Below are 23,469 nucleotides of genomic sequence, written 5' to 3'. Positions count from 1 at the left end.
ATTGATTCTATGCCGAAATTTTTGTACTTTTCAGCATGGACGATCCGCCGCCGCTTCCTCCGCTTCGGGTGCGCTTGCGGCTCCGCTTGCCTCCCCAGACGCTGCCGGCCCCCATTACGAAGGTCGGGATGCCGGCCGCGACAATTGTCAGCGCCCAGTCCCGGAACCCAAGCGGTACTGTTTTGAAGACAGGCTGCAAGGCCGGAATATACATGACGGCTAGCATCAGGAGGACCGATGACAGGACGGCAAGCACCAGGGCGCGGTTCTGGAACGGATTCCGGTGGAAGACGGAGCGGGAGCTCCGGCAGTCGAACACATGGATCAGCTGGGCCATAACCAGCGTGGCGAAGGCAACCGACTGCGCCTGGACGAGTTGGGCCGGATCGTTCGGCGCGCTGCGCAGCGTCAGCCAGAAGGCTGCCAATGTGCACAGGCCGATCAATAGACCGCGGCTGACGATCTTCCAGCCGAGCCGGCGGGCGAAGATGTTCTCTTTCGCGCCGCGGGGTTTGTGCTCCATAAGATCCTTCTCGGGCTGATCCACCCCGAGCGCCATGGCGGGAAGGCCGTCTGTTACAAGGTTGACCCATAGAATCTGGATCGGCACCAGCGGCAGCGGAAGGCCGATCAACATGGCGAAGAACATGGTCAGGATCTCCCCGACATTCGAAGCGAGCAGGTACCGGATGAATTTGCGGATATTCTCGTAAATACTCCGCCCTTCCTCGATCGCCGCGACGATCGTGGAGAAATTGTCATCGCCCAGAATGAGCGCCGACGCCTCCTTGGTCACGTCAGTGCCCGTGATGCCCATTGCGATTCCTATGTCGGCTGCCTTGATGGCCGGCGCGTCGTTGACTCCGTCGCCGGTCATCGCGACGACATGGCCCTTGCGCTGCAGCGACTTCACGATGCGCAGCTTGTGCTCGGGCGAGACGCGGGCATAGACGGAGACGTCATCCGAGACCTTGTCGAGCGCGTCGTCGTCCATCCGCGTCAGCTGGCTGCCCGTCAGCACCTTGCCTCCGCGCTGAAGAATGCCCAGCTGATGGGCGATGGCTTCGGCGGTGGTGCCGTGGTCGCCGGTAATCATCACCGTCTTGATCCCCGCCCGGCGGGTAACGCTGATGGCATCCCGGACTTCCCGCCGCGGCGGGTCGATCATCCCGGCCAGACCCGCGAAGATCAGCTGGCTCTCGGCCTCCTTGTCCGAATCCGGCTGTTCTCCCGTTCTCAGTTCCCGGTATGCCAGGCCGAGCACGCGCAGCGCATCCGAAGCCATCGCTTCGTTGGCGTCGAGCGCCTTCTGCCGCAGCGTAGGCGTGCAGGGGACGACCTGTCCCTCCCACAGCATATAGGAGCAGCGGCTCAGCAGCACATCCGGCGCTCCCTTCGTGCAGATGGTGCGCCCGCCCGCGTGGCTGACGATGACGGACATCAGCTTGCGCTCGGAATCGAACGGAAATTCCTTATCCCGGGTGTAGGAGGCGGCCAAAGTTGAAGTTGTCAGTCCCATTTTAGCAGCCAAGGTGACAAGCGCGCCTTCTGTCGGATCGCCCTTCAGCTCCCAGACCCGGATTCCGGATGAACCCGTCTCCGGATGCTCCTCCTTGCCCTTGGCTTTCCCTTTCTTCTTGGCCGGCCCCTGTGTTGCAGCCGTCTCGTAGATCTCGGCGTTATTGCATAAGGCGCCGATCTGCAGCAGCCGGCGGAGACTGGGGTCATGCTTCATATCCGCAGGCTTGCCCCTGTCCAGCACCGCTCCGGTCGGAGCGTATCCCTCGCCTGTAACCTCAAGCGCGCGTCCGCCGTTCCAGACGCGGGTTACGGTCATCTTGTTCTGGGTCAGCGTGCCCGTCTTGTCGGAACAGATAACTGATGCGCAGCCCAGTGTCTCGACCGAAGGCAGCTTCCGGACGATCGCGTTCCGCTTGATCATCCGCTGGACGCCTAAGGCTAAAGCGATCGTGACGATGGCGGGCAGCCCTTCCGGGATCGCTGCCACAGCCAGGCTGACGCCCGCCAGGAACATGGAGACCGCTGGCTGGCCGTGCAGAATGCCCGCAAGCACAACGACGACGGTGAGTGCCAGCGATAAATAAATCAGGATTTTACCGAGTTGTTCCAGGCGGCGCTGAAGCGGTGTCTCCTGGCTGTCGGTGCTCTGGATGAGATCGGCGATTGTGCCCATCTCCGTGTTCATGCCGGTGCGGACGACAATGGCCCGCCCGGTCCCGCGCGTTACCATCGTGCCCATGAAGCCGATATTCTTCTGATCGCCGACCGGCACCTCTTCGGCAGGAATCGGGTCAGCGTGCTTCGAGACCGGCAGCGACTCTCCGGTCAGCGCCGATTCCTCGCATGTCAGCGCGCTGCATTCCAGCCAGCGGATGTCGGCAGGCACCCGGTCTCCGCTCTCAAGCAGGACGATGTCGCCCGGCACAAGCTGGCTGGCCGGGATGTGCTCCACACTTCCGCTACGCAACGCTTTGGCCGAGGGCGCCGACAATTGCTTGAGCGCCCTCAGCGACCGCTCCGCCCGAAATTCCTGAACGAAGCCCAGTATGCCGTTCAGCACGATGATGGCGACGATCGTAATGGCATCCAGGTATTCACCGAGAAGCCCGGACACCAGCGTCGCCCCCATGAGCACAAGGACCATGAAATCCTTGAACTGATTGAGCAGAATCGTAAGCGGAGAAATTCGTTCACCTTCCGACAATTCATTGGGACCGTGCTCCTTAAGTCTGGCTTCAGCCTCCTCCGGCCCAAGCCCCTGCTGCGGCGACACCGCGAATGTTTTCAGCAGCTCCTCGCTGCTGAGCCTGTGCCAACTTTTTTGTTCCATGACTCTCCATTCCCCTCCCGGTCGTTTATGGCTTCCGGCGGCAACTAGTGCTTTTCCAACCGTTCATGACCAAGTGTATTCGGGGTCGTCCCGAATTATCACCGCTGATGGTTTTGGACGGAAAGCCGAAAGTATGGCATCATAGAGGGGATAGAACTAAACCTTATCTGACAGGAGAATCGCAATCATGGCACTTGACGGCATCGTGACCCGGGCGATCGTATCCGAGCTTCAGGCCACCGTTGGCCAGCGGATCAGCAAAATATATCAGCCCGGCGATCATGATCTTGTTTTTACACTTAGAGGCGCGGGCGGAGGCGGCAAGCTGATTTTGTCGGCGAATCCGACCTATCCCCGCGTTCATTTCACGGACCGGAGCACGCCGAATCCGCCGGAAGCTCCGATGTTCTGCATGCTGATGCGCAAGCACTGCGAAGGGGGCGTCATTGAAGCCGTAACTCAGGTCGGGATGGAACGTATCATTTATATCGACATCCGGCAGCGCGACGAGCTTGGAGATCTTTCGTCCAAAAAAATCATCATCGAACTCATGGGCCGCCACAGCAACATTATCTTGACGGACAGCGCAGCAGGCACGATCATCGACGGCATTCATCATGTGACCCCGGCCATCAGCAGCTACCGGATCGTCATGCCCGGCTTCGCCTATACACAGCCGCCTGAGCAGCACAAGCGCAGTCCGCTTGAGATAACAACCAGTGAATTCATAGAGCTCGTACTTGATGCGGAAAATAAGCCGGCCGAACCGGTCGATTTAATTTTAAATGAAACGGAATCCCCAAAACCGGCGCCCAAGCTCCCATCAAAGGACCCGGTCGGCTGGATCGTCGAAACCTTCAGCGGCGTCAGCCCGCTAATCGCCCAGGAAATCGTCCATCGCGCGCGAACGGACCGGAAAGGCGAAGCTGCAGAAGGCGGGCTGAGCGGCACTCCGGCTGAATCCGGGTTTGGCAGTACCCGCGCCCAGGAGCTCGCCGATGCCTTCGAATCGGTCATGGAGCCGGTCCGTTCCGGCCGCTTCGCTCCGGTGACCGGTACGAACGCGAAGGGGAAGTTAATCTTCTCCGCGATTCCGCTGACGCTGCTGGAGGGCACAGTGAAGCAGTACGAGTCGATCAGCGCCTGCATGGAGGATTATTTCGGCGACAAAGCAGAAAGGGATACCGTCAAGCAGAAGGTGAGCGATCTCATCCGCTTCCTGACCAATGAGCGGAGCAAAAACATCAAGAAGCTGGACAATCTGCAGAGCGATCTGGACGAAGCGGCGGACGCCGAGGATTACCGGATCAAGGGCGAGCTGTTGTTCGCTTCGCTGCACATGCTGTCCAAGGGAGACAAGGAAGCAAGATTGACCAACTACTATGACGAGAACCAGGGCGAAATTGCCATATCGCTTGATCCGCTCCTGTCTCCATCCGATAACGCACAGCGCTATTTCAAGAAATACAACAAATACAAGAACAGCCTGTCGGTGATCGAGGAGCAGCTTGAGAAGACCCAGGAGGAAATCGCGTACATGGAAGGCCTCCTTCAGCAGCTGGATCACGCTTCCCTGAATGATATTGAGGAAATCCGGGAAGAACTCGTTGCCGGAGGCTACCTGCGCGAGCGTGGCAAGAAGGGCAAGAAAAAAAAGAAGCCGACCCGTCCAACGCTCCAGGTCTTCACTTCTTCCGAAGGCGTAGAGATCTATGTCGGCAAGAACAACCTGCAGAACGAATATTTGACGAACCGGCTGTCCGGGCCCAATGACACCTGGCTGCATACGAAGGATATTCCCGGCTCTCACGTTGTAATCCGCAGCGAGAAGTTCAGCGAAGCGACGCTGAGCGAAGCCGCTCAACTGGCCGCCTATTTCAGCCAGGCCAAGCATTCCAGCAGAGTTCCGGTCGATACGACTCTAATCCGGCATGTCCGCAAGCCGAGCGGTTCGAAACCCGGCTTCGTCATTTACGACCATCAGCGGACGTTGTTCATCACCCCTGACGAGTCGGTGGTCAAGGGTCTGTCCAGTACGCTCAAGAACTGAGCATTATTGACGGCTGACCTGCGAGGCTGTCCATCAGCTATCGGCTATCGGCGGCTGCTTAACCGTATAATCATGCAATCGGCAGGCTTCACCGTAATTTTGCCTTTCGGCGTAGCAAAAGAACCTCCGGCTCCCATTCCGAGCCGGAGGTTCTTGATTAATCTACTGATTTCTGTCCAATACGCTAGGCGATAGGCCGCTTGCTGCTGCCAGACAAACTGGCCCAAGTAAGGCTTCGCTTCAAGGCTTCAGCTTGTCCAGCACCCCGGCGTCCACTGTCACGCTGCCGAGATCGCCATGAAAGATGACGCCACTGCGCGCACCGTGAAAATCCGAACCGCCTGTAACCAGCAGGCCAAACTCTTCAGCCAGCTTCAGATACCGCTCTACATCGGCTGGGCCGTGATCCGAATGATAGGCTTCAATGCCGGCGAATCCGCCGGACGACAGAATTTCCCGGACAAGCTCATCGTCTCCGTAGAGTCCCGGATGCGCCAGCACCGCCCGTCCTTTCGCTTCGCCGATCCATCGGCACGCCTCCTCTGGAGTAATGCGAGGCGGCGACACGAAGGCAGGCGCCCCCTCGGCCAAATACTTGTCGAACGCGTCCCGCATGTCAGATGCCGCGCCGAGGCGGACAAGCTCGTCGGCGATATGCGGTCTGCCGACGCTCTCGCCCTGCTTCATCTCCCGGCCGATTCCTTTCACGACCGATTCCACGGTGATGTCGATGCCGAAGCTTCGCAATTTGGCGATGATGGCTTCATTGCGCGCTGTGCGGGTATCGCGGAGCGAAGCAAGCCGTTCCAGCAGCACTCCGTTCTCATAGTCGATGTAATAGCCGAGCACATGAATATCTTTTCCGCCAGCACGGGTGCTGATTTCGACGCCAGGGACGACCGTAATTCCGTACTGCTTACCGGCTTCTAGCGCTTCGTTCAGCCCGGAGACCGTATCATGGTCCGTGATGGCAACTGCGCTCAAGTTACGCTCCGCAGCGATCCGCACATTTTCCGCCGACGGCTGCATGCCGTCTGAAGCGAATGTATGACTGTGCAGATCGCAGCGTCCCGGAGCTTGCGGCTGTAAGCTGTTCCCCGCTTGTTCCGTCATGCTTGTCCAACTCCATTTCTCGCAAATGGCATGGATTCCCATTCCTCACGGAGAATACCCATCTTGATTGCATCGTAATATTCTCCCCGTACGATCCGCGCCTTGCGCACGCGGGCCTCTTCCTTCATGCCGCATTTGGCGGCCAGGCGCATCATGCGCTCGTTGCCCGACCAGGTTCCGATGCCGAGCCGCACGGTGTCCAATTCCGTGAACAAATAATTCATCCACATCCGGAACGCTTCCGTTCCGTAACCTCCAGACCAATAGTTCGAGTCATAAATCACGATGCCGATCTCGAACCAGTTCGTAACCTCTGACACCCAGTATCGGCCGACCGTCCCTCTGACCTTGCCGTCGATTTCAATAATCAGCCTGCTTCGGGGTTGATGCGTACGGGCAGTAAGCAGCAGATCTTCATAATCCTTGGCAAAATCCATTAGGCTGACCCAGTCCAGCTCCTGATAAGGGCCGTTCCATTTGAGGTGTTCCCTGTCCGGAGATTCATGGTAGTGGTAATACAGATCCGGAATATCACCTGCCGTTATATCCCGCAGAATGACCCTCTCTCCCTGCAAACGAACTGCCATTTCCCGATCATCTCGCTTTCTACATTATTCTCCGGCATGCTGCCGAAGAAAGTTCAGAAACGTGACCGCATGGATCGGCAGCAGGGTGGATTTCAGCCGGATAGCATAGAACTGTCTTTTGAATGACGCGTCGGAGATATTGATAATTTTCAGCAGACCGAGCGCCGCCTCATGCCGCACTGTGGACGGAGACAGCATCGTAATGCCGAGACCCGCCTCCACAGCGGATTTAACCGCGCCCGTGCTGCCCAGCTCCATCTCGACCTGAAGACCTCCGAGATCAATCCCCCGGTCAAGCACCTGTTCCTCCATCACACGCCGCGTCCCCGAGCCCTGCTCTCTGAGTACAAAGGGATATTCAAGCGCCTCCGAGAGCGTGACCTCGCTTCTGTCTGCAAGCTGGTGATCATGCGGCACGATCAGCTTCAGCTCATCCTCCATAACGGGCTCGATTTCCATATCGGGATGGCGGACCTCCGCCTCAATCAAGCCGAAATTGAGCTGATGCTTCGTAATTTCTTCCATAATCTGCGTCGTGTTCATGATCTTCAGCATAACCGAAATATTCGGATAAGCTTTACCGAATGGGGCAAGCAGCCTTGGCAGCACATATTCGCCGATCGTAAGGCTTGAACCGAGCAGCAGGCGGCCCTCCAGCATATGGGTGTAGGCTGCCATCGCCTGGTCGGTCTGACGCATCAACTCAATGCTCCGCACCGCAAAAGGCAGCAAGGTGCGGCCCGCGTCGGACAATATGATTTTCTTGGTGGACCGGTTAAACAGCTTGGCGCCGAAGTAGTCCTCCAGCGCCTGCACCTGCATGGTCACGGCGGGCTGGGTCATATGCAGCGCCTGCGCCGCGGCGGAGAAGCTGCCCTTCTCGGATACCTTATAGAAAATATGCAGTTGATGAAAATTCAATGTGTACACTCCCGTTATACTTGACGGATTTGGTAAAGACATGCAGCCAGGGCCGCATGTCTTCTTCGTTCGTCCAAACCGGACACAAGCTATCTCCGCTTCCTGCCGGTCTGCATGAGGGTAACCCGTCTAGTGCTGCGCTGCCTTGCATAGTAGCTCTTCAAGTCGCGCAGCTCGATATTTTCCGACATTCTGCCCAGAAACGAGACAACAATAAGCCGGTACAGCGGATTTCCGTACAGATCGGCCTCCCCATGCAGCGCCGTGATCCGGGCCGCCATGACGAGGTCGTTATCCACCAGATACAGATCCGGCTCTTCCGGCGAATAGAGGCGGACCCGTTTCTGCTTAAGACACTGCCACAGCCAGAACGCGATGTCCTTGCCGGACTGTCCTGTTCCTGCACCGCGGTCTTCGTACCTTCCACTTGCGTGGGACGTAATCACCACATCGGCGATGCGGTACCCGTCCAGCATCACATAGAAGGGCTCTTGCAGATCCCACTTATGGGTCTCCTTATCGCGCATAGTCATCACACTCCACCGTAAAAGGGTCTTGGCGCGCATGTATTGATGCAATTTTACCACCAGCCGCGTCCTATATACAAGCCTCCAGGCCCGGCGCCCATGGCTTTCCGGTCCTTCGGCTCCCTTGGTCGTTCAAGCCATCCCCCTTGCAGAACCTGCGTTTCCTGGAGGACACCAGGCACAAAAAAAGGAAGGGATTCCTCAAACGAATCCCTTCCCGCCATGTCTAGACAGCCGCGCTCCGAACGGAGCTATAATCCGTAATACCGGGTCTTGTCCGGTCCATTGCTTGAATATTCCGTTTTGAGCTCGTTCCGGAAGGAACGCTCGATCTTGCGGACGTAAGACAGTCTGCGAACATTCTTCATAACTTCCTCGGCGCGGTCTGCGTTGACGTACATCACCGCATAATGCATTTTACGTGAGATGTAATGCAGCGTGCCGTACTTCTCCAAATTGCGCGCAGCTTTTACATCGCTGACCCAGATGATATATCCGGTGCGTTCAGCAAACATGTCCTTTTCCGCCTTTCTCTCTCGTGAACTTCCTTATTGGCGCATCAGCCGCAGGAGCATTTCCCTCCGCCGCCGCAGCCGCTCTTCGGCAGGGGATCATTGCCTGGAACCTTGATGGTGTCGGATACCGCATATGCGATCGTCTCCGACATGGAATGAAGCATATCGTCCAGCGCCTTCTCCGCCTGTTTGAATCTCTTAACCTCATCATAGGCGTCGATTTCCGCCTCAACTGACTTGACCTCATCCTTGGCTGCATGATAATTCGGGTGGAAATGCCCGAAACGCTGCGTCTCCTCGAACAGTTCCTTCTTCAGCTGAAGCTTGGCGACGAGTCTTTGAATCTCGGAATGAGCTGCGACCCGCTCCTTCCAGTATAGATAATCCGCGACTTCGGCGGACTGGTTAATCATATCGCCCAATTCATAGGCGTATGTCAGCACTTCGGCCATATCGACCGTATTATATTCCGCTACGCTCATGAATGTCATCTCAACTTTCGTCCGAAATTTCCGCTTTTTTGAAGTGGACTATTCTATCATACCACAAGCCCCGCCCGGAGAAGAAGAGGGCATTCCGGGAAAAGGCGGAACAATCAGCGCAATCTCTTCCCATTCCTCGCCTGTCAGTACCCTTTCACTTGGCGGGCCGCCGGGAACATCGAGCCAATAACCGGCTACACCCCACGCGCCCTTCTGCAGGCGCTCGGGGATAAATTCCCCTTGATGCCCCTTAACGGTCAGACTGACTTTGGTTCCCCATTTCAGCGCCTGCTCCATTACTTTGCGGGAAGTGGATATATGGTATTTATGTCCCTTGTGGAACCACGAGGACGGTACATGCTCATAATCGGGCCACAGCTCCGTAGGCGCCGCCGGAGCAGGCGGCGGAACAGGCTGGAGCCGGAACAGATCATCCTCGCTGTACCACAGGCCTGCACCGGACGGAGATCGAAACGTCTCTCCTCCAGATGTCAGTTCCTCTCCATAGACTGGGGCCGGTTCCGGCAGATTTAATGTAATGGCGCAATCTGCGCCATCTTCCGGCAGCACGGCAGCCGCTTCCCCGAACTCATGCAGCCCGAACTCGTACAAATTATGCAAACTTCCCTCCGTACCGGAGGAATCGCCGGTCTCTCCACCATCCAGGCCCTCAATCGGCGTCGGCGTCATTCCCGCCGCGGACAGCTCCTTGCGGACCTTCGCCGCCCAGTCGGTCCGCACCGCGAAATGGCGCGGGCCCAGCCGCTCGAGGCCCTCCTTCAGCCGGGGATGCCCGGCAACCGTCTCGGCATCCTGCTCGGTCCGGCAGGTGAGAAGAAGCACCTCGCCCAAAGAGGTCCGTCCGATGCCGAGACTCCACTGCTTAAGCGAAGCGCTCACCGATGAAGGCAATCTGCCTCCGGACAGGCGCTCCAGCCACTCGGCTATTGCCCCGGGCTTCATTCCTCTCTTCACCGCCTGTTCCAGCCGTTCCCGGGTGAGCCGGAAGCTCCACATGCCTTCCGGCAGAACGAGCTCGGCGAAGCAGGCGAGGCTCCACCGGATGCGGAAGGACGCTTCCTCCCGAACAAGAACTTCAAGATCCGGCTGGACAATCAGACAGGGACTGTGAAGAAGCCCTACTGCCTCCCCGATCTCGTTCTCGCTGGAGAGGATATCATGGGATGCCGCAGGCCCAGGCTCCGTGCTCTCCGAACTGAGTATTGGCGGCTTCGCGCTTGTCCAGCGAAAGACTGCCTCCCCTGCCTCATCTCCGAACTCGCACCAGCCAAACGCGGCAAGAGTGTCCAGCCATGCCAGGGCGGACATTTCAAGAGAGATTAGATCATCCGGCTTTGCAAGGCCAGCCTCCGTCATTCCGGCGATTATTCCCTGCACACTGTACCAGATCCCGGGAAGGAGGTCAGGCGACGGAATCCGGCGCCGAAAATGCCGGCTGACAGGCGACAAATCGCCGTATCTCCGGGATATCGCGCGGTAGAGCACGGCGGACATGGCCACCTCATCCAGTCCGAGCCATTCATCCACCCTTGATGGATTAAGGATCAGGGCATCTTCACCGCGAACCAGAAGCTCAAGATGAAGCAGAAGATCCACCATAAAGACGGCCTTTAAAGGATAATCAGCCGGGTATGGAGAGACGATCCCGAGCTTACGCAGCGGCTCACCGCTCCATTTCATCCCATCCGCAAGGCGGAGCGCCGCTCTTCTATGTATCAGCCCTTTGGCAGTAAGCGGCAGCGTCTCATCTGCCGCGAACCGCAGAGCGCGGAAGACTTCTGCCACAGCTCCCGCGCCGCCTGCCTGAACCTCAATCTTCGGTTCCATTAGCTCAATAAGCTCAACAGGCTCAATAGACGCCGCTGCGCCGCTGTCTGTTCCTCCCGGGAACAAGTGCGCCAGCAGGCTCTCATAGATTTCAGGCGGCAGCCGGAATTTCCGCGCACCGCCGATTTGGCTCGACGCGGTCACATACCCGGCTCGCCACAGTTCCTCAAATGCCAGCCGGAACTCGGCTGCGGTCATCGTTCCAGGGCGCAGCTTGTCCAGGGCGCCTTCCTGAAACGGTCTGTCCGCATATAGTAGGCAAATATGCCGCAGTACATTGCAGGCCGGACTGGATACCATTAGCAGTCCACCTGGTGACGCCTCGCACCCTGCCGTCCCCTTTTCGCCAGACGAGGAAGTTGAAAGGTTAAAGTGACTCATTTGGCTTCACAAGCCTCCTCTTGATCGAAATTGCCATCTTCAGCCGGCAACAGATTCAACAGCCCAGCCGATCCGTACCGAATCTCCGAATACGTATAGCCTTGTTCCAGCAGAAATAGTCTGCGGCGAAGCGCAAATTCCTTCTCCCGGCTGTCATCCGTCACAACCGTGTAGAAGAAAGCCTTGTTGTCTCCTGCTTTGGGACGCAGAATGCGGCCCAGACGCTGCGCTTCCTCCTGCCTGGAGCCGAAAGCGCCTGACACCTCGATCAGCACAGACGCATCGGGAAGATTGACCGCGAAATTGGCGACCTTCGAAAGAACGAGCACCCGCACCCTTCCGTCGTTAAATTCCCGGTACAGATTCATGCGCTCCTTCTGCGGCGTCCGGCCGGTAAGAAGCGGCGCCGAGACGGCATTCGCCAGCGCCTCCAATTGATCCAGATATTGGCCAATAATCAGTATCGGCGCATCAGAATGGCGTTTCAGAATAGCGGCTACGGCTTCCGTCTTGACGGAATTAATTGAAGCAAGCCTGAACTTCTCCTTGGCTCCCGCGTACAGGTAAGTCTCCCTTAGTTCCCGCCGCATGGGTACGGCAACCTCATGGCACTGCACCTTGGCAATCCAGCCTTCCTCCTCCAGCACCCGCCAGGCACAGTCGTACCGCTTCGGTCCGATCAGCGAGAACACATCCTCTTCCCGCCCATCCTCCCTGACCAGCGTCGCGGTCAGCCCCACCCTCCGGGTAGCCTGAATCCCGGCGGTCGCCCGGAAGACCGGCGCCGGAAGCAAATGCACCTCATCATACAGTATCAGCCCCCAATTCCGCTCCTTGAACAGCTTCATATGCTGAAAGCCGCCCGCTTTATTGGAGCGGTGAGTAAGCATTTGATAGGTGGCCACGGTTACCGGTCTTACACTCCGCAGCTCCCCCGTATATTCTCCGATCTCTTCAGGCTGCAGGGTCGTTCGATTGCGCAGCTCCTCCTTCCACTGCATAACCGAAGTGGTATTGGAGGTCAGGATCAGCGTCTCGCATTTCAGTCCCTCCATTACCGCAAGGCCGACAATTGTCTTTCCTGAGCCGCAGGGAAGCACGACGACACCGCTCTCGCCGGAAGCGCTGAGCGCTTCCGCGGCTTCCCGCTGATAATCGCGCAGACGGAAGGACGAATCCTCGCCTCTCCAGCGGACATCGAGCGGTTGTCCCTCCTGGCAGCCGGCCTGATCACGAACAGGATAGCCTGCGGCCGCGAGTGCCTGCTTCAGGTGTCCCCGCTCTTCTGCCGGTCCCGTCAACTCCAAGGGGCCAGAACGCGTAAAACCGCAGTTGACGGCGGTTCCTTCATCTTCCAGCTCTTCCAGTAGCGCGGCGGTTCCCGCTGTGAGCACCAGCTTCCCGGAATCCCCGGAAGGCCGCAGGGTCAGTCTGCCGAATTTTGACATCGTTTCCTTCATCCACTGGGACATTCCGGCCGGCATCGTACCGCACAATTGTTCCAGCCGGAACCCGGCTGTCCCGGCATCCATCCCGAGTGAAGCCGCGTTCCACAATGTCAGCGGCGTGATCCGATATGTATGATACATCGGCGGGGTTTTGATCAGCTCCGCAATCTGGTGCAGCAGTTCCCGGGCCGCCCCGGCATTTGGGTGACCGCATTCCAGCAGAACTGTCCGATCGGAGCGGACAAGGCAGGGCCCTTGCGGCATTTCTCTCATTCCTCCCGGCTATCGAATTTTGTGAACATGGACATGCACATATGGAAAAAGCCCACCCCGCAAGCGGGAATGAGCTAATGGGGATGATGGCAGCTTAATGCACCCGGTGCTGCTCGGAAATATCGCTCAGCGCGTCTCCGGCATTATCGGCAAAAATATTGCGTACTGCCAGGTCGCCCAGCGAAACAACGCCGATGAGCTTGTCTCCGTCCGTTACAGGCAGGCGGCGGATTTGCTGTTCGGCCATGAGCTCAGCCGCTTCATCGACCTCCATGTACTGGGTAGCGCAGCGGATGCCGGTCGTCATCACATTCTCGATCGAAGTCGAGCCCGAATGCTTCTCGGCATACCCCCGGACCACCAAGTCGCGGTCAGTTACAACGCCGATCAGCGTATGTCCGTCGGAGAAGTCTACAACCGGAATAAAGCCGGTATCATGATCCCGCATTTTCACGGCTGCTTCATAAATATTATCCTGCAGCGTTACGGTTGCCGGCTGGGTAGTCATCACTTCCTGAACTGTCTTCTTCACGAGAAAAAAACCCTCCTTTTCGCATTAAGGAACGGCCTGCGCAGAGGCAGACGACGCTCGTTCGTACGATAAGTAGGGTTCTCCTGTTGAAGCTTAATTATTCGCCCAGCTCTTCCTTTAACCGCGAATCCGTCATCGTAATCAACAGCTTAAGACCATGCAGCATGGCGTCCTCGTCAAAATCAAATTTGGCGTGATGATGCGGATAGACCGCATTCTTCTCCGGATTGCCCGCTCCCACGAACATGAAGCAGCCGGGAATTTCCCGGACATAATAAGCGAAATCCTCGGCCGGCATCAGCTTCTCCATCACTTCGACCTTGACCGTGCCGCCAAGTGCAGCCGGAGCTTCCCGGAAAAATCGGGCGGTCTCGCCCTCATGGTTCTCCAGCGGAGGGTATCCCATCATATATTCGATTTTGTGCTCCGCCCCGTATGCCGCCGTAACCGAGGCCGTCATCTCCTCGATCCGGCTTCTGAGCATCTGGCGCGTACCATCTTCAAAAGCGCGCACCGTGCCGGTAATCCGGCACTTCTCGGCGACGACATTCTGGGCATATCCGCCCTGTATGGTGCCAACGTTAAGGACTGCAGGCTGCAGCGGGTCCACCGACCGGCTGACGATGCTGTGAAGCTGCGTCACGAGAGCCGCTCCGGCCGCGATGCTGTCGACTGTCCGGTGAGGCGTTCCGGCATGCCCGCCGCGCCCGATAATATCGATGAAGAATTCATCAGCCGAAGCCATCAGCGGCCCCGGAGCGCTCGCCACCGTTCCAAATGGGAGAGGCGTCCACAGATGCAATCCGTACACCGCATCCGCTCCGTCCAGAACCCCTTCACCAATCAGGCCGAGCGCTCCGCCCGGGCAGACCTCCTCAGCCGGCTGGAACAAAAAGCGGATCTCGCCCGCCAGCTCTTCCCTTCGGCTGCTGTAGTACTTCGCGGCTGCAAGCAGGATCGACGTGTGCCCGTCATGACCGCAGGCATGCATCACGCCGCTCCGCGTAGAGCGGTATTCACAGTCCTTCTCGTCCTGGATCGGCAGCGCGTCCATATCGGCGCGAAGAACGACTGTGGCGCCTGGCCGGTTCCCTTTCAAAATTCCGGTTAGTCCAAAGCCCCCTTCGCTTCGCTTGATTTCGATCCCGAAGCTCTCCAGCTTGCCGGCCACAAAATCAGCCGTCTCCCGTTCCTGAAAGGACAGCTCCGGATTCCGGTGCAGATAGCGGCGCCACTCCACCATGTCGGTCTGCAGCGTTTCGATCGATTTCCCTTCCATACATATCCATTCCCTTCGCTGTTGTAGCCGCTGCTTGCCTCTTCACCTTTAGCGGCAGTTAATTCTTTTTATTGTAGCAGAAATGAGGAAAAAGAGGTATGATGGCCTTCCCTAAGCCTTGCACAGCCTTTCCAAACATACTATCATGAGGAAGAAAAGGTATGAGGAAGAAAGAGAGGCCAGGCACCGTGCTTGCGGCTTAAACTGTGTATCTGGCAGACTATCTCCGTCATGACCCGAACTATGAATCTTCCGTGCCGGCCAACGTACATAGTGAGCCAGTGTGAACGGATTTTTAAGCTGAATTGCTTACTGGAGGCGTGAGAACCTGCAAATGATGAAGACCAATAATGAAAGCCCGCCTTCCAAAGGCGCGCCCGATTTTCAACTGTTAATTCTGACCCTGCTGCTCGTCGGTTTTGGACTGATTATGGTGTTCAGCTCCAGTTCGAGTCTGTTCTTCAAGAACGATGCCTTATATTTTCTAAAAAGACAGATCATATGGGTAGGCCTCGGCTGCTTCGTTATGTTCACGGTGATGAACATCCCATACAGCAGGTTCAAGAAGTGGTACGGCCCGCTGTTTCTGATCACGCTCGTTCTGCTGCTGTTTGTCGCTTCGGCCGACCGTATTAACGGTGCGAGCAGCTGGCTGAACATCGGCGGTCTTGGCATACAGCCCACGGAGCTTGCGAAACTGTCGATCATCCTGTACTTGTCGGCCCTGATCAGCAAGAAGGGCGAACGTCTTCGCGATCTGCGGTCCGGTTATATTCCCGTCATGGTGATCGTTGGCGTCGTCGCCGGTCTGATCATGCTGCAGCCTGACCTGGGCTCCTGCCTCATTCTGGTCGCGACAAGCGGACTGGTCATTTTCGCCGGAGGAGCCAGCCTCAAGCATATTCTGGCATCAATCGGCCTGGTGATTCTCGGGTTCGGACTTGTATACGGCGGCAAAATGGCGATTGATTCCATTTCCTCTCATCCGCAGCAGGTTCAGGCGGAACAGGACTATCGGAAGGGACGCATCCAGGCATTTATTGATCCCTTTACAGTTGCGGATGGAGCGGGTTACAACATCATTCAATCCCTGACTGCGCTTGGCGAAGGCGGGGTAGGCGGAGCCGGCATCGGCAAAGGGGTGCAGAAGCTCTATTACCTGCCCTACCCGTATACGGACTTTATTTTCGCTGTCATCGGCGAGGAGCTTGGTTTTGTCGGAACGCTGTTATTCCTTCTGGTGTATTTATACTTTATATGGCGGGGAGTTCTTGTGGCCCTTAGGTGCAAGGACTCGTTCGGAACGCTCGTCGGCATCGGCATTATGGGTATGATCGCCATCCAGGCGTTCGTCAACATCGGCGGTGTGACCAACACAATCCCGCTGACAGGTGTTACCCTGCCATTCATCAGCTACGGCGGCTCATCCCTGCTTGTGACCATGCTGTCGATGGGCATCCTGCTGAATATCTCCCGTGGAAGCTCGCGGCCCGTCAAGGAAGAGCATGTGAAGTCGGTACGGATCACGGGCCCGGAAGAACGAAGAACGGGTTTCCTGAGAGGATAGCCTGAATCGATCGTCCAGCTTAAACATTACAAGATGTCGTAAAAAAGGATGCCCTTCCGTCGGAAGGACATCCTTTTTTTGGGTAACCAGCGTCACGCCGTTCCCGGCGGTAATAGCTTATGAAATTTCGTCGTTCTTGAAGGCCACGCCTTCGACCTTGACGTTCACTTCAACGACACGAAGCCCCGTCATGCTCTCAACCGCTTCGCGTACATTCTGCTGCAGCATCCGGCATACCTCGTGTATCGGAGTCTCGTACAGGACGATAATCCGCAGGTCGATAGCCGCTTCAAGCTGTCCGACTTCGACGGTGACGCCTTTTTGCACGTTTTTGCCGCTGAGACGCTTCGCCCAGCCTTCCGACAGGCCTCCCGACATGGCTGCGATTCCAGGAGTCTCCAAGGTAGCCATTCCGGCAATTTTCGAGACTACATCGTTTGAGATTCGTATATTGCCCATTTCCAGTTGAAGTTGTTCCGCCATGCCCTTTCCCCCTTACACTCATTATCAATTATTGTAATTCCTAAACAGGCCAAAAAGCAAATGAGTTCCGCACTTTCGTTTACACTCAGGAACAATTTGGGTATATTGAGAAAGGAGTTACTATACATATACAAGATTGGGGTGTGTTTGATTTGAAGAAGTGGATTTCTCCTTCGCTGCTCATTATTTTCTTCGCACTTAGCGCTATCGGACATTACGCCAACTGGGACCACACCCTCCAATTTGTGATCTCGGCAATTGCGGTAGTCTTTGTCGCCGGCTTCCTAGGCAGAGCGACCGAGAGCGTGGCGCATTACGCCGGCCAGCGGCTCGGCGGCTTCCTGAATGCGACATTCGGCAATGCAGCGGAGCTTATCATCGCCTTCTTCCTGGTGAAGGAAGGACTCTATGATATGGTCAAAGCGAGCTTGACCGGTTCCATCATCGGCAACCTGCTGCTCGTACTCGGCCTAAGTATTTTTGCCGGAGGCATGAAGTTCAAGGTGCAGAATTTCAACATCACGCTTGCGGGCCTGAACGGCTCTCTAATGATTGTTGGCGTCATCGCCCTGTTCGTGCCAGCCATGTTCCTGAATACCCACTCCATCACGAAGGGCGAGACCGCGACGCTCAGTCTCGTCGTGGCAGGCGTCCTGATCGTATCGTACATAGCGTGGCTGGCCTTCTCCATGATCACGCATAAAAAATATCTGGACGACGTCACTGCAGACGGTGAGGAGGAGCTTCCGAACGAGCATGCGCCTTCCTGGACCAAAGGCCAGTCGATCCTGTATCTGGTGCTCGCCACCGTAATGGTGGCGTTCGTCAGTGAATGGCTGGTAGGAACGCTCGAAAGCCTGACCGAACGCTTCGGTCTCAGCGAGCTGTTTGTCGGTGCCTTCCTTGTCGCCATTATCGGCAATGCCGCAGAGCACAGCGCCGCCATTATGCTGGCGATGAAGAACAAAATCGGCGCAGCCGTGGAAATCGCAATCGGCAGCAGTCTGCAGATCGCTCTCTTTGTAGCTCCCGTGCTGATCTTCGCCAGCTATTTTATGGGGAACACGATGGATATCGTCTTCACCACGATCGAGCTTGTGGCAATCGGTGTCGCCGTCTTTATCGCCAAATCGATCACCCAGGACGGTGCTACCAACTGGTACGAGGGGCTGCTGCTGCTCGCCGTCTATATTATTCTGGGCGTCTCGTTCTTCCTGGTGTGACCCATTACTGCCCAGACACAAATTACAGTAACACACAAAACCCCGCGCAGCCGGTCTGCGCGGGGTTATTGTTTCGGTATGAAGTATGGTCTCTATAGTCATCAAGTCGTGCAGGACACGATCCGGGCGATTGGCTTAGTCTGACTTCATACAGGCATACTCTATTGCTTCGCCTTCTCGTTCAGTGCTTCATATAGAATAGCCAGCTCGCGCTCAAGCTTGCTTACAATCTCCTTGCCTGTTAACTCGGACAACAGCCCTGCCCGGACGGCAAAATCGACCTCTCTGGAGAAGCCGTACATTTGTGTATCCAGCACTTCCTCATAGAGAGGACAGTAGCGTGTCGCCAGATTCTCCATCTGCACTTCGATGAGCTTCTGAATTTTATCTGCATCTTCCTGCAGAAGATTGACGGCCAAGGTATTCATCCGGTCCTGCAATTCAGACGAAGTCATGCATCTTCCCCCCCATGTCCAAAATATCATTCCAAAAACGCTGTTAGTTTTATATTAGTCGAAATTTCCCGCCAATACAAGAATACAGTTCACGGAAGGCATATTGGCGTGCAGCTTGATCTCACCCCATGAAGAAACGCTCTGCCTACAGGCAGAGCGTCCGGTGTGTAAGTAGGTTACTTAGGAACCACGGTGAACTTAAGGTTGTGCTTGGCAAATACTTCGCTCATCGCTTTCTTGGCTTCTTCAGCGTCGCTGCCATGAACATGCAATTCATAGGTTTGGCTCGATACGAGCGTTGTGAACAGGCCGAGGATGCTCTTGACATCAATGTACTTATTGTCTGCCTGAAGAACGATCGAAGAAGCGAATTTGCTGGCTGTTTGAGCGATTTCCACAATTGCTGCATTGTTACTGTTGGTGGACATAGGGATCCCTCCGCAACTGATTTTAGGTTCAAGTATATGTTGTATGATCATTTCCATGATAATTGAATCCGCTTACCGGTGCAAGGATTTATCTGACAACATTCCAACTATTTCAAGTTCTCGGGATTGAGAGCTTCCAGCTCCGGAATGACAAAAATCCCGTCCTTGCGGATCAGTCTGTCGTCGAAATAAATTTCGCCGCCGCCATACTCCGGCCGCTGGATCAGCACAAGGTCCCAATGGATGGAGGAACGGTTGCCGTTATCCGTAACATCATACGCCTGACCCGGCGTGAAATGAAGGCTTCCCGCGATCTTCTCGTCGAACAGAATATCCTTCATCGGATGCAGAATATAAGGATTGAAGCCGATGGCGAATTCTCCGATATAGCGTGCGCCTTCGTCGGAGTCGAGAATTTCATTGAGGCGGGCGGTGTCATTGCTCGTCGCTTCAACAATTTTGCCGTTCTCGAAGCGGAATTTGATATTCTCAAATGTAATCCCATTATATAGGGTAGCCGCGTTGTAGCTGATCGTGCCGTTAACGGAATCGCGAACAGGCGCGCTGTATACCTCGCCGTCCGGAATATTCGCCTGACCGGAGCATTTCTCGGCGCCGATTCCCTTGATCGAGAATTCAAGCTCCGTACCCGGTCCCGTGATCCGCACTTTGTCGGTCTTCTTCATGAGCTCCGCAAGCGGGTCCTGGGCTTTATCCATTTTCGCATAATCCAGATTGCAGACCTCGAAGTAGAAATCCTCAAAGGCCTCCGTGCTGGTATTGGCCAACTGGGCCATGCTGGGGTTCGGGTAGCGCAGAACGACCCATTTCGTATGCTTGACGCGCTGTTCGCTATGTACGGGATGGGAATACAGCGAGTTGTACAGCCGCATTTTCTCTTCCGGCACGTCAGACAAATCGTTAACATTATCGCTAGAGCGAATGCCGATATAGCCCTGCATCTGCTTCATCCGGTTCAAATCGATCTCGGCCCAGGTTCTCAGGCTCTCCTCCGTAGCGCTCAGCAGCATGCTTCGCAGCACTGTACGATCAGTCAGCTGAACGAAGGCATTTCCTCCTGCCTTGCCGATTTCCTCCACAACAGCCTTCAGCAAATCCCGCTCGCTGCCGATCATTTCAACCAGCACATTCTCGCCGGGCTGAACATCGACGGAGTAGCCCACAAGATTTTGAGCCAGTTTTTGAATTCGGGGATCTCTCATACCAATAACTTCCTTCCTTCTGTGCCTAAGCATTATACTGCACGTAAAAATTTCCACATGCCTATATATTGTAGCATTCCGGCGGGGAAGCGCAAGGCGCATTCCCATTCTCTACCGATATCCGTAAAAATCGACACGCAAGACCGTCATCTCCTGCCGTGACTTCCCCTCCGGCGTCAAATACCGGATCGTCCGCTGACGGGTAAGCGTTTTGGGGAGATTGCGTCTCGTATCCACCTTCACATGATAGACGGTCTTCACCTCCGCTTGTTTCAGCCTGCGCTGAAGCTCGCCGTTCTCGTGGCTCCATAGCTCCGCCAGACGGGCGTATGCGGACTCGGCATGGTAAGCCGGTCTGTCAGCAGCCCCAACTGAGGCCGCCCGAAGCGGCGTCATATTCTCATCCAGCTCCCGGGTGAGCTGGCGAAGCCCCGCGTCACGGGATAGCTCTACCCGCAGCAGGAGCATCCCCCGCCCCGCGCCTTGCTCCCGGGTCACAGTCTTGTCCAGACTGCTGAGATCATCCAGCTGGGAGAGGGGATTCATGCCGGGGAGCGGGAGCGGCTCCTGAGCCCCCGTGCTCTCCGCTGCCACCCAGTTACCCTTCTCTTTAACCATCCTGCTGTAAAAGGTCGATGCAGCTTCGCCGGTACTTAAGGACTCCGGTTTTGGCGTTTGGGCCGCGTCGGAAGACAGCTTATACAGCGAGAGCGAATTATGGTCTTTCAGCGCTCCGCCATAATAAAGCGTCGCGTCCTTCTTCTGAGCTCCGTTTACGAATAAGGCGGCTTCGCCTTCAAACGTAACTCCGTCGGTCCCGGTTATTCCGGACAGAGCCAGTCCTAACTGCTCTGCGGCCGGTCTGTCACTAGCTGCAGAGCAGCCCGCTGTTATGACGCAGACCAGGGCTATCAGTCCTGTCAGCCCTTTTGTTGCGAGTGAATATCCCATCATCACCAGCGCCTCTTTCCCGCATATCATAGTTGATATCGTGTCCCTGTTCCGCAGGCTTATACCATAAGCGCTTTGGAAGCCTTATACGGCGTAATAATTCCTGCTCAAAAAAGCCCTTCGCCGCAATCCCGGCGAAGGGCTTGATCATCGTTATATCCCGAATTTCGGGCTAGTCGATCGTGTCCAGTATAAATCTGAAGAAGCATTAACGGATTTATCCCTGCTGCCCGGCTTTCTCCTCGGTTCCCTTGTCGACAACGACCTGGTTGCGGCCGTTGTTCTTGGCTTCATACAGCGCCATATCCGCTCTGTAGAACAGGGAATCCACGCTAGTGAGGTGCTGATCGGTCCAGTTCCATTCCGCGATTCCGCAGGAGACGGTTACTACGGGATCCGTTTCCTTCTGTACCCGTATGCGTATCCGTTCCGCCACATGAAAGGCCTGTTCCGCCGAAAGCTGCGGCAGATAGATCGCCAGCTCTTCTCCGCCCCATCTCGCCGCCAGATCGCCCTGCCGGATGGAGAGCCGGACGATGTCGCTGACCTGCCGCAGAATGAGATCACCCTTCTGATGCCCGTATGTATCGTTGACCTGTTTGAAGTAATCGATGTCCACAACGACAAGCGTCCCGCAGTAATCGCCGCTCTGCTTCTCCTTGATCGACTGATCCAGGAAATGTCTGGCGTACAGCCCCGTAAGGGAGTCCCGGTTGGCCAGTCTGTGCACTTCGGCGTGAAGAAGAGCATTGCCAACGGCAAGACCGATATGCCCGGCCAATGACTGCAGCAGCTTGAAATGATCATACGAGAAAAAGCGCGGCTCCCGATGGGTAAGCATAATAACGCCTCTCGCCTCACCGCCCACGCTAATCGGCGTTGCGATAAGGGATTGGGACTCGGTGAAATCCATCAGCTTCGACCGGGTTCCGCTCTGATCCGGATATCCGGATACAATGACGGGCTCACCGGTGGAGTAGACTCTTCCACCTACTCCGCGTCCCACATCGATAATCTCGCCGATCAGTGCCGGATGGTTGCAAGCCACTGCTTCAAGTCCCTGCTTCTCCTCGTTGTAGTGGAGAATACAGCAGTAATCCGCTTCGAACATTTCCAGAAGCTCTTCAAAGGCGACCTCGAACGTTTCGCCGAGTTGCAGGCTCTGATTAAGACGCTGGGTCAGCTCATTGCTCATTCTCAGCTCCCGGATCAGCTGGTTCGATCTTTCGTACAGCTTCGCGTTCTCGAACGCCGTGCCCGCCGTCCCGGCCACCATGGACAGAAAGGACAGGTCCGTGTCCGGATCTTCCGGGTTATGCATCACAAGATGAAACACTCCGTATACACCCTGCTTGCCGCCGAGCGGCAAGCCGATCTCGACGATAGGCTGGCCATCATCATGAGCCTTCATCGCTACACGACCGTCCTTGAACGCCTTCTCGCGGACATCTTCCGTATCCCACTTCAGCGGCACAGGCATCACCTGGGGAAGGGGAGTATGGTAATCCTGCGACATATACAGTGTAAGCTTGGCGCCGGGATACATGGCCGCGATGCTCTCGATGACCTCCGTAAGAACAGCGTCCACATCGATATTGTCATGCATCCGCTGCACAATCTGGAAGAGCAGCGAGCGCCTTCCGCTCTCCCGCTCGGCATGATTATGGACCGCGGTCAAATCCTCAACGAAGAGGTGTTCGAGCTGCCTGTAGAAGCAGGTAATGTAATGGAGGGACATGGCTTCGGCCGCGTAGCGCCCTCCCTTGAGCATATCTCCCGCCGGCATTTTGCAGCCTAACAGCGCGTAAATCTCTCCACTTGAACGGGTCTTCAGCGGCATAGCCAAATAAGCCGTCTCACTGCCGTTCTCTTCGATTTGCAGCATGCAATCCCTCGCCGAAGTAAGACTGACGTTGACGACCTGCTCCCACAGCGGATGATTCGGACCGTCAGCTTCTTCCTCTCCAGCGAGCCACTTGCCTTCGAAGCTAAACACACACCAGTCCCAAGCTCCTGCAAAAGCAAGACCCGCGCCTTTCTCCGTCCATTCGTAAAAGCTGTCCGTAATCATGACGGAGATATAAGGAAAGTCATGACTGTTGATATCCAGTTGTTTGAGCCATGCCGCAGGATCCTTGGAGTTCCTGCCCGGCATCTTGATATTGCGTATCAGCGCATGGCTATCTTTAGTGCCGTAAGCTTTCTGCTCTGACATAAAGACGGGTCTCCTTTTCATCCTGAATGAAATCCGCTGCTCTAGCAATTAACACTATTTTACTCTCTTTCCGTTTCTATTGCATCATTTTTTCGGCTGTAAAAGAAGATTTTTTAG

General features: G+C 56.0%; 20 protein-coding genes. 3 read left to right on the top strand and 17 right to left on the bottom strand.

The genetic code is table 11. From position 1 onward, the window contains the following. Positions 1 to 7: 7 nt before the first annotated feature. Positions 8 to 2,851, bottom strand: a complete 2,844-nt coding sequence (locus PSTEL_RS11800; protein WP_038695521.1) for a calcium-translocating P-type ATPase, SERCA-type — start codon at positions 2,849 to 2,851, stop codon at positions 8 to 10. 187 nt (positions 2,852 to 3,038) lie between these two features. Here PSTEL_RS11800 and PSTEL_RS11795 point away from each other — a divergent pair, with 187 nt between their 5' ends. Then, the gene (locus PSTEL_RS11795) at positions 3,039 to 4,901 is read left to right on the top strand and encodes an Rqc2 family fibronectin-binding protein (protein WP_038695519.1); all 1,863 of its coding nucleotides are present in this window, start codon (positions 3,039 to 3,041) and stop codon (positions 4,899 to 4,901) included. 240 nt (positions 4,902 to 5,141) lie between these two features. Here PSTEL_RS11795 and PSTEL_RS11790 read toward each other — a convergent pair whose 3' ends face one another. The 10 genes from PSTEL_RS11790 to PSTEL_RS11745 form a co-directional block, all read right to left on the bottom strand. Next, on the bottom strand, positions 5,142 to 6,014 hold the full coding sequence (locus PSTEL_RS11790) for a PHP domain-containing protein (protein ID WP_052098391.1): 873 nt from the start codon (positions 6,012 to 6,014) through the stop codon (positions 5,142 to 5,144). Continuing rightward, on the bottom strand, positions 6,011 to 6,601 hold the full coding sequence (locus PSTEL_RS11785) for a GNAT family N-acetyltransferase (RefSeq protein WP_038695518.1): 591 nt from the start codon (positions 6,599 to 6,601) through the stop codon (positions 6,011 to 6,013). Before PSTEL_RS11785 ends, PSTEL_RS11790 begins: the two co-directional genes overlap by 4 nt. Positions 6,602 to 6,625: 24 nt before the next feature. Continuing rightward, the gene (locus PSTEL_RS11780; RefSeq protein ID WP_038695516.1) at positions 6,626 to 7,522 is read right to left on the bottom strand and encodes a selenium metabolism-associated LysR family transcriptional regulator; all 897 of its coding nucleotides are present in this window, start codon (positions 7,520 to 7,522) and stop codon (positions 6,626 to 6,628) included. A gap of 89 nt (positions 7,523 to 7,611) precedes the next feature. Further along, the gene (locus tag PSTEL_RS11775) at positions 7,612 to 8,049 is read right to left on the bottom strand and encodes a hypothetical protein (RefSeq protein ID WP_038695515.1); all 438 of its coding nucleotides are present in this window, start codon (positions 8,047 to 8,049) and stop codon (positions 7,612 to 7,614) included. A 251-nt stretch (positions 8,050 to 8,300) separates the two neighbouring features. Beyond that, the gene (locus tag PSTEL_RS11770) at positions 8,301 to 8,564 is read right to left on the bottom strand and encodes a YlbG family protein (protein WP_038695514.1); all 264 of its coding nucleotides are present in this window, start codon (positions 8,562 to 8,564) and stop codon (positions 8,301 to 8,303) included. 44 nt (positions 8,565 to 8,608) lie between these two features. Next, a complete protein-coding gene (locus PSTEL_RS11765; RefSeq protein ID WP_038700734.1) occupies positions 8,609 to 9,046 on the bottom strand; it encodes a YlbF/YmcA family competence regulator in 438 nt (145 codons plus the stop codon). Between the two features lie 48 nt (positions 9,047 to 9,094). Beyond that, positions 9,095 to 11,194 carry a helicase-associated domain-containing protein gene (locus PSTEL_RS11760; protein ID WP_038695512.1) on the bottom strand — a complete coding sequence of 700 codons (2,100 nt, stop codon included), beginning with the start codon at positions 11,192 to 11,194 and terminating at the stop codon, positions 9,095 to 9,097. Between the two features lie 77 nt (positions 11,195 to 11,271). Continuing rightward, entirely contained in the window at positions 11,272 to 12,996 is a 1,725-nt protein-coding gene (locus PSTEL_RS11755) for a DNA repair helicase XPB (protein ID WP_084064988.1), read from the bottom strand. Positions 12,997 to 13,090: 94 nt separating this feature from the next. Then, positions 13,091 to 13,504, bottom strand: coding sequence for a CBS domain-containing protein (locus PSTEL_RS11750; protein WP_084065422.1), 414 nt, complete (start codon positions 13,502 to 13,504; stop codon positions 13,091 to 13,093). Between the two features lie 121 nt (positions 13,505 to 13,625). Then, positions 13,626 to 14,807: an amidohydrolase gene (locus PSTEL_RS11745; protein WP_038695509.1), complete on the bottom strand. Its 1,182-nt coding sequence runs from the start codon at positions 14,805 to 14,807 to the stop codon at positions 13,626 to 13,628. Between the two features lie 337 nt (positions 14,808 to 15,144). Between PSTEL_RS11745 and ftsW the strand changes: the two genes are divergently transcribed. Then, complete coding sequence (ftsW, locus tag PSTEL_RS11740; protein WP_052099214.1) at positions 15,145 to 16,374, top strand: putative lipid II flippase FtsW; 1,230 nt, start codon at positions 15,145 to 15,147, stop codon at positions 16,372 to 16,374. A 117-nt stretch (positions 16,375 to 16,491) separates the two neighbouring features. On the opposite strand, the gene PSTEL_RS11735 is transcribed toward ftsW, so the two are convergent. Beyond that, positions 16,492 to 16,857 (bottom strand): Asp23/Gls24 family envelope stress response protein, encoded by a 366-nt coding sequence (locus tag PSTEL_RS11735; protein ID WP_038695507.1) that lies wholly within the window; start codon positions 16,855 to 16,857, stop codon positions 16,492 to 16,494. Positions 16,858 to 17,009: 152 nt separating this feature from the next. Between PSTEL_RS11735 and cax the strand changes: the two genes are divergently transcribed. Beyond that, positions 17,010 to 18,080: a calcium/proton exchanger gene (cax, locus tag PSTEL_RS11730; protein WP_038695505.1), complete on the top strand. Its 1,071-nt coding sequence runs from the start codon at positions 17,010 to 17,012 to the stop codon at positions 18,078 to 18,080. A 161-nt stretch (positions 18,081 to 18,241) separates the two neighbouring features. Here the strand turns inward: cax and PSTEL_RS11725 are convergent, their stop codons facing one another. The 5 genes from PSTEL_RS11725 to PSTEL_RS11705 form a co-directional block, all read right to left on the bottom strand. Further along, entirely contained in the window at positions 18,242 to 18,535 is a 294-nt protein-coding gene (locus tag PSTEL_RS11725) for an Fpa/YlaN family protein (protein WP_038695503.1), read from the bottom strand. Between the two features lie 176 nt (positions 18,536 to 18,711). Continuing rightward, entirely contained in the window at positions 18,712 to 18,963 is a 252-nt protein-coding gene (locus tag PSTEL_RS11720) for an HPr family phosphocarrier protein (protein WP_038695501.1), read from the bottom strand. A 107-nt stretch (positions 18,964 to 19,070) separates the two neighbouring features. Next, positions 19,071 to 20,186 (bottom strand): aminopeptidase, encoded by a 1,116-nt coding sequence (locus tag PSTEL_RS11715; protein WP_038695499.1) that lies wholly within the window; start codon positions 20,184 to 20,186, stop codon positions 19,071 to 19,073. 111 nt (positions 20,187 to 20,297) lie between these two features. Then, a complete protein-coding gene (locus PSTEL_RS11710) occupies positions 20,298 to 21,140 on the bottom strand; it encodes a hypothetical protein (protein WP_038695497.1) in 843 nt (280 codons plus the stop codon). A gap of 214 nt (positions 21,141 to 21,354) precedes the next feature. Then, positions 21,355 to 23,352 carry a sensor domain-containing diguanylate cyclase gene (locus PSTEL_RS11705; protein WP_038695495.1) on the bottom strand — a complete coding sequence of 666 codons (1,998 nt, stop codon included), beginning with the start codon at positions 23,350 to 23,352 and terminating at the stop codon, positions 21,355 to 21,357. Between the last annotated feature and the right edge of the window lie 117 nt (positions 23,353 to 23,469).

This window comes from Paenibacillus stellifer, assembly GCF_000758685.1.
Taxonomy (GTDB): domain Bacteria; phylum Bacillota; class Bacilli; order Paenibacillales; family Paenibacillaceae; genus Paenibacillus_AQ; species Paenibacillus_AQ stellifer.
This window is presented reverse-complemented; position numbering and strand designations above follow the sequence as displayed.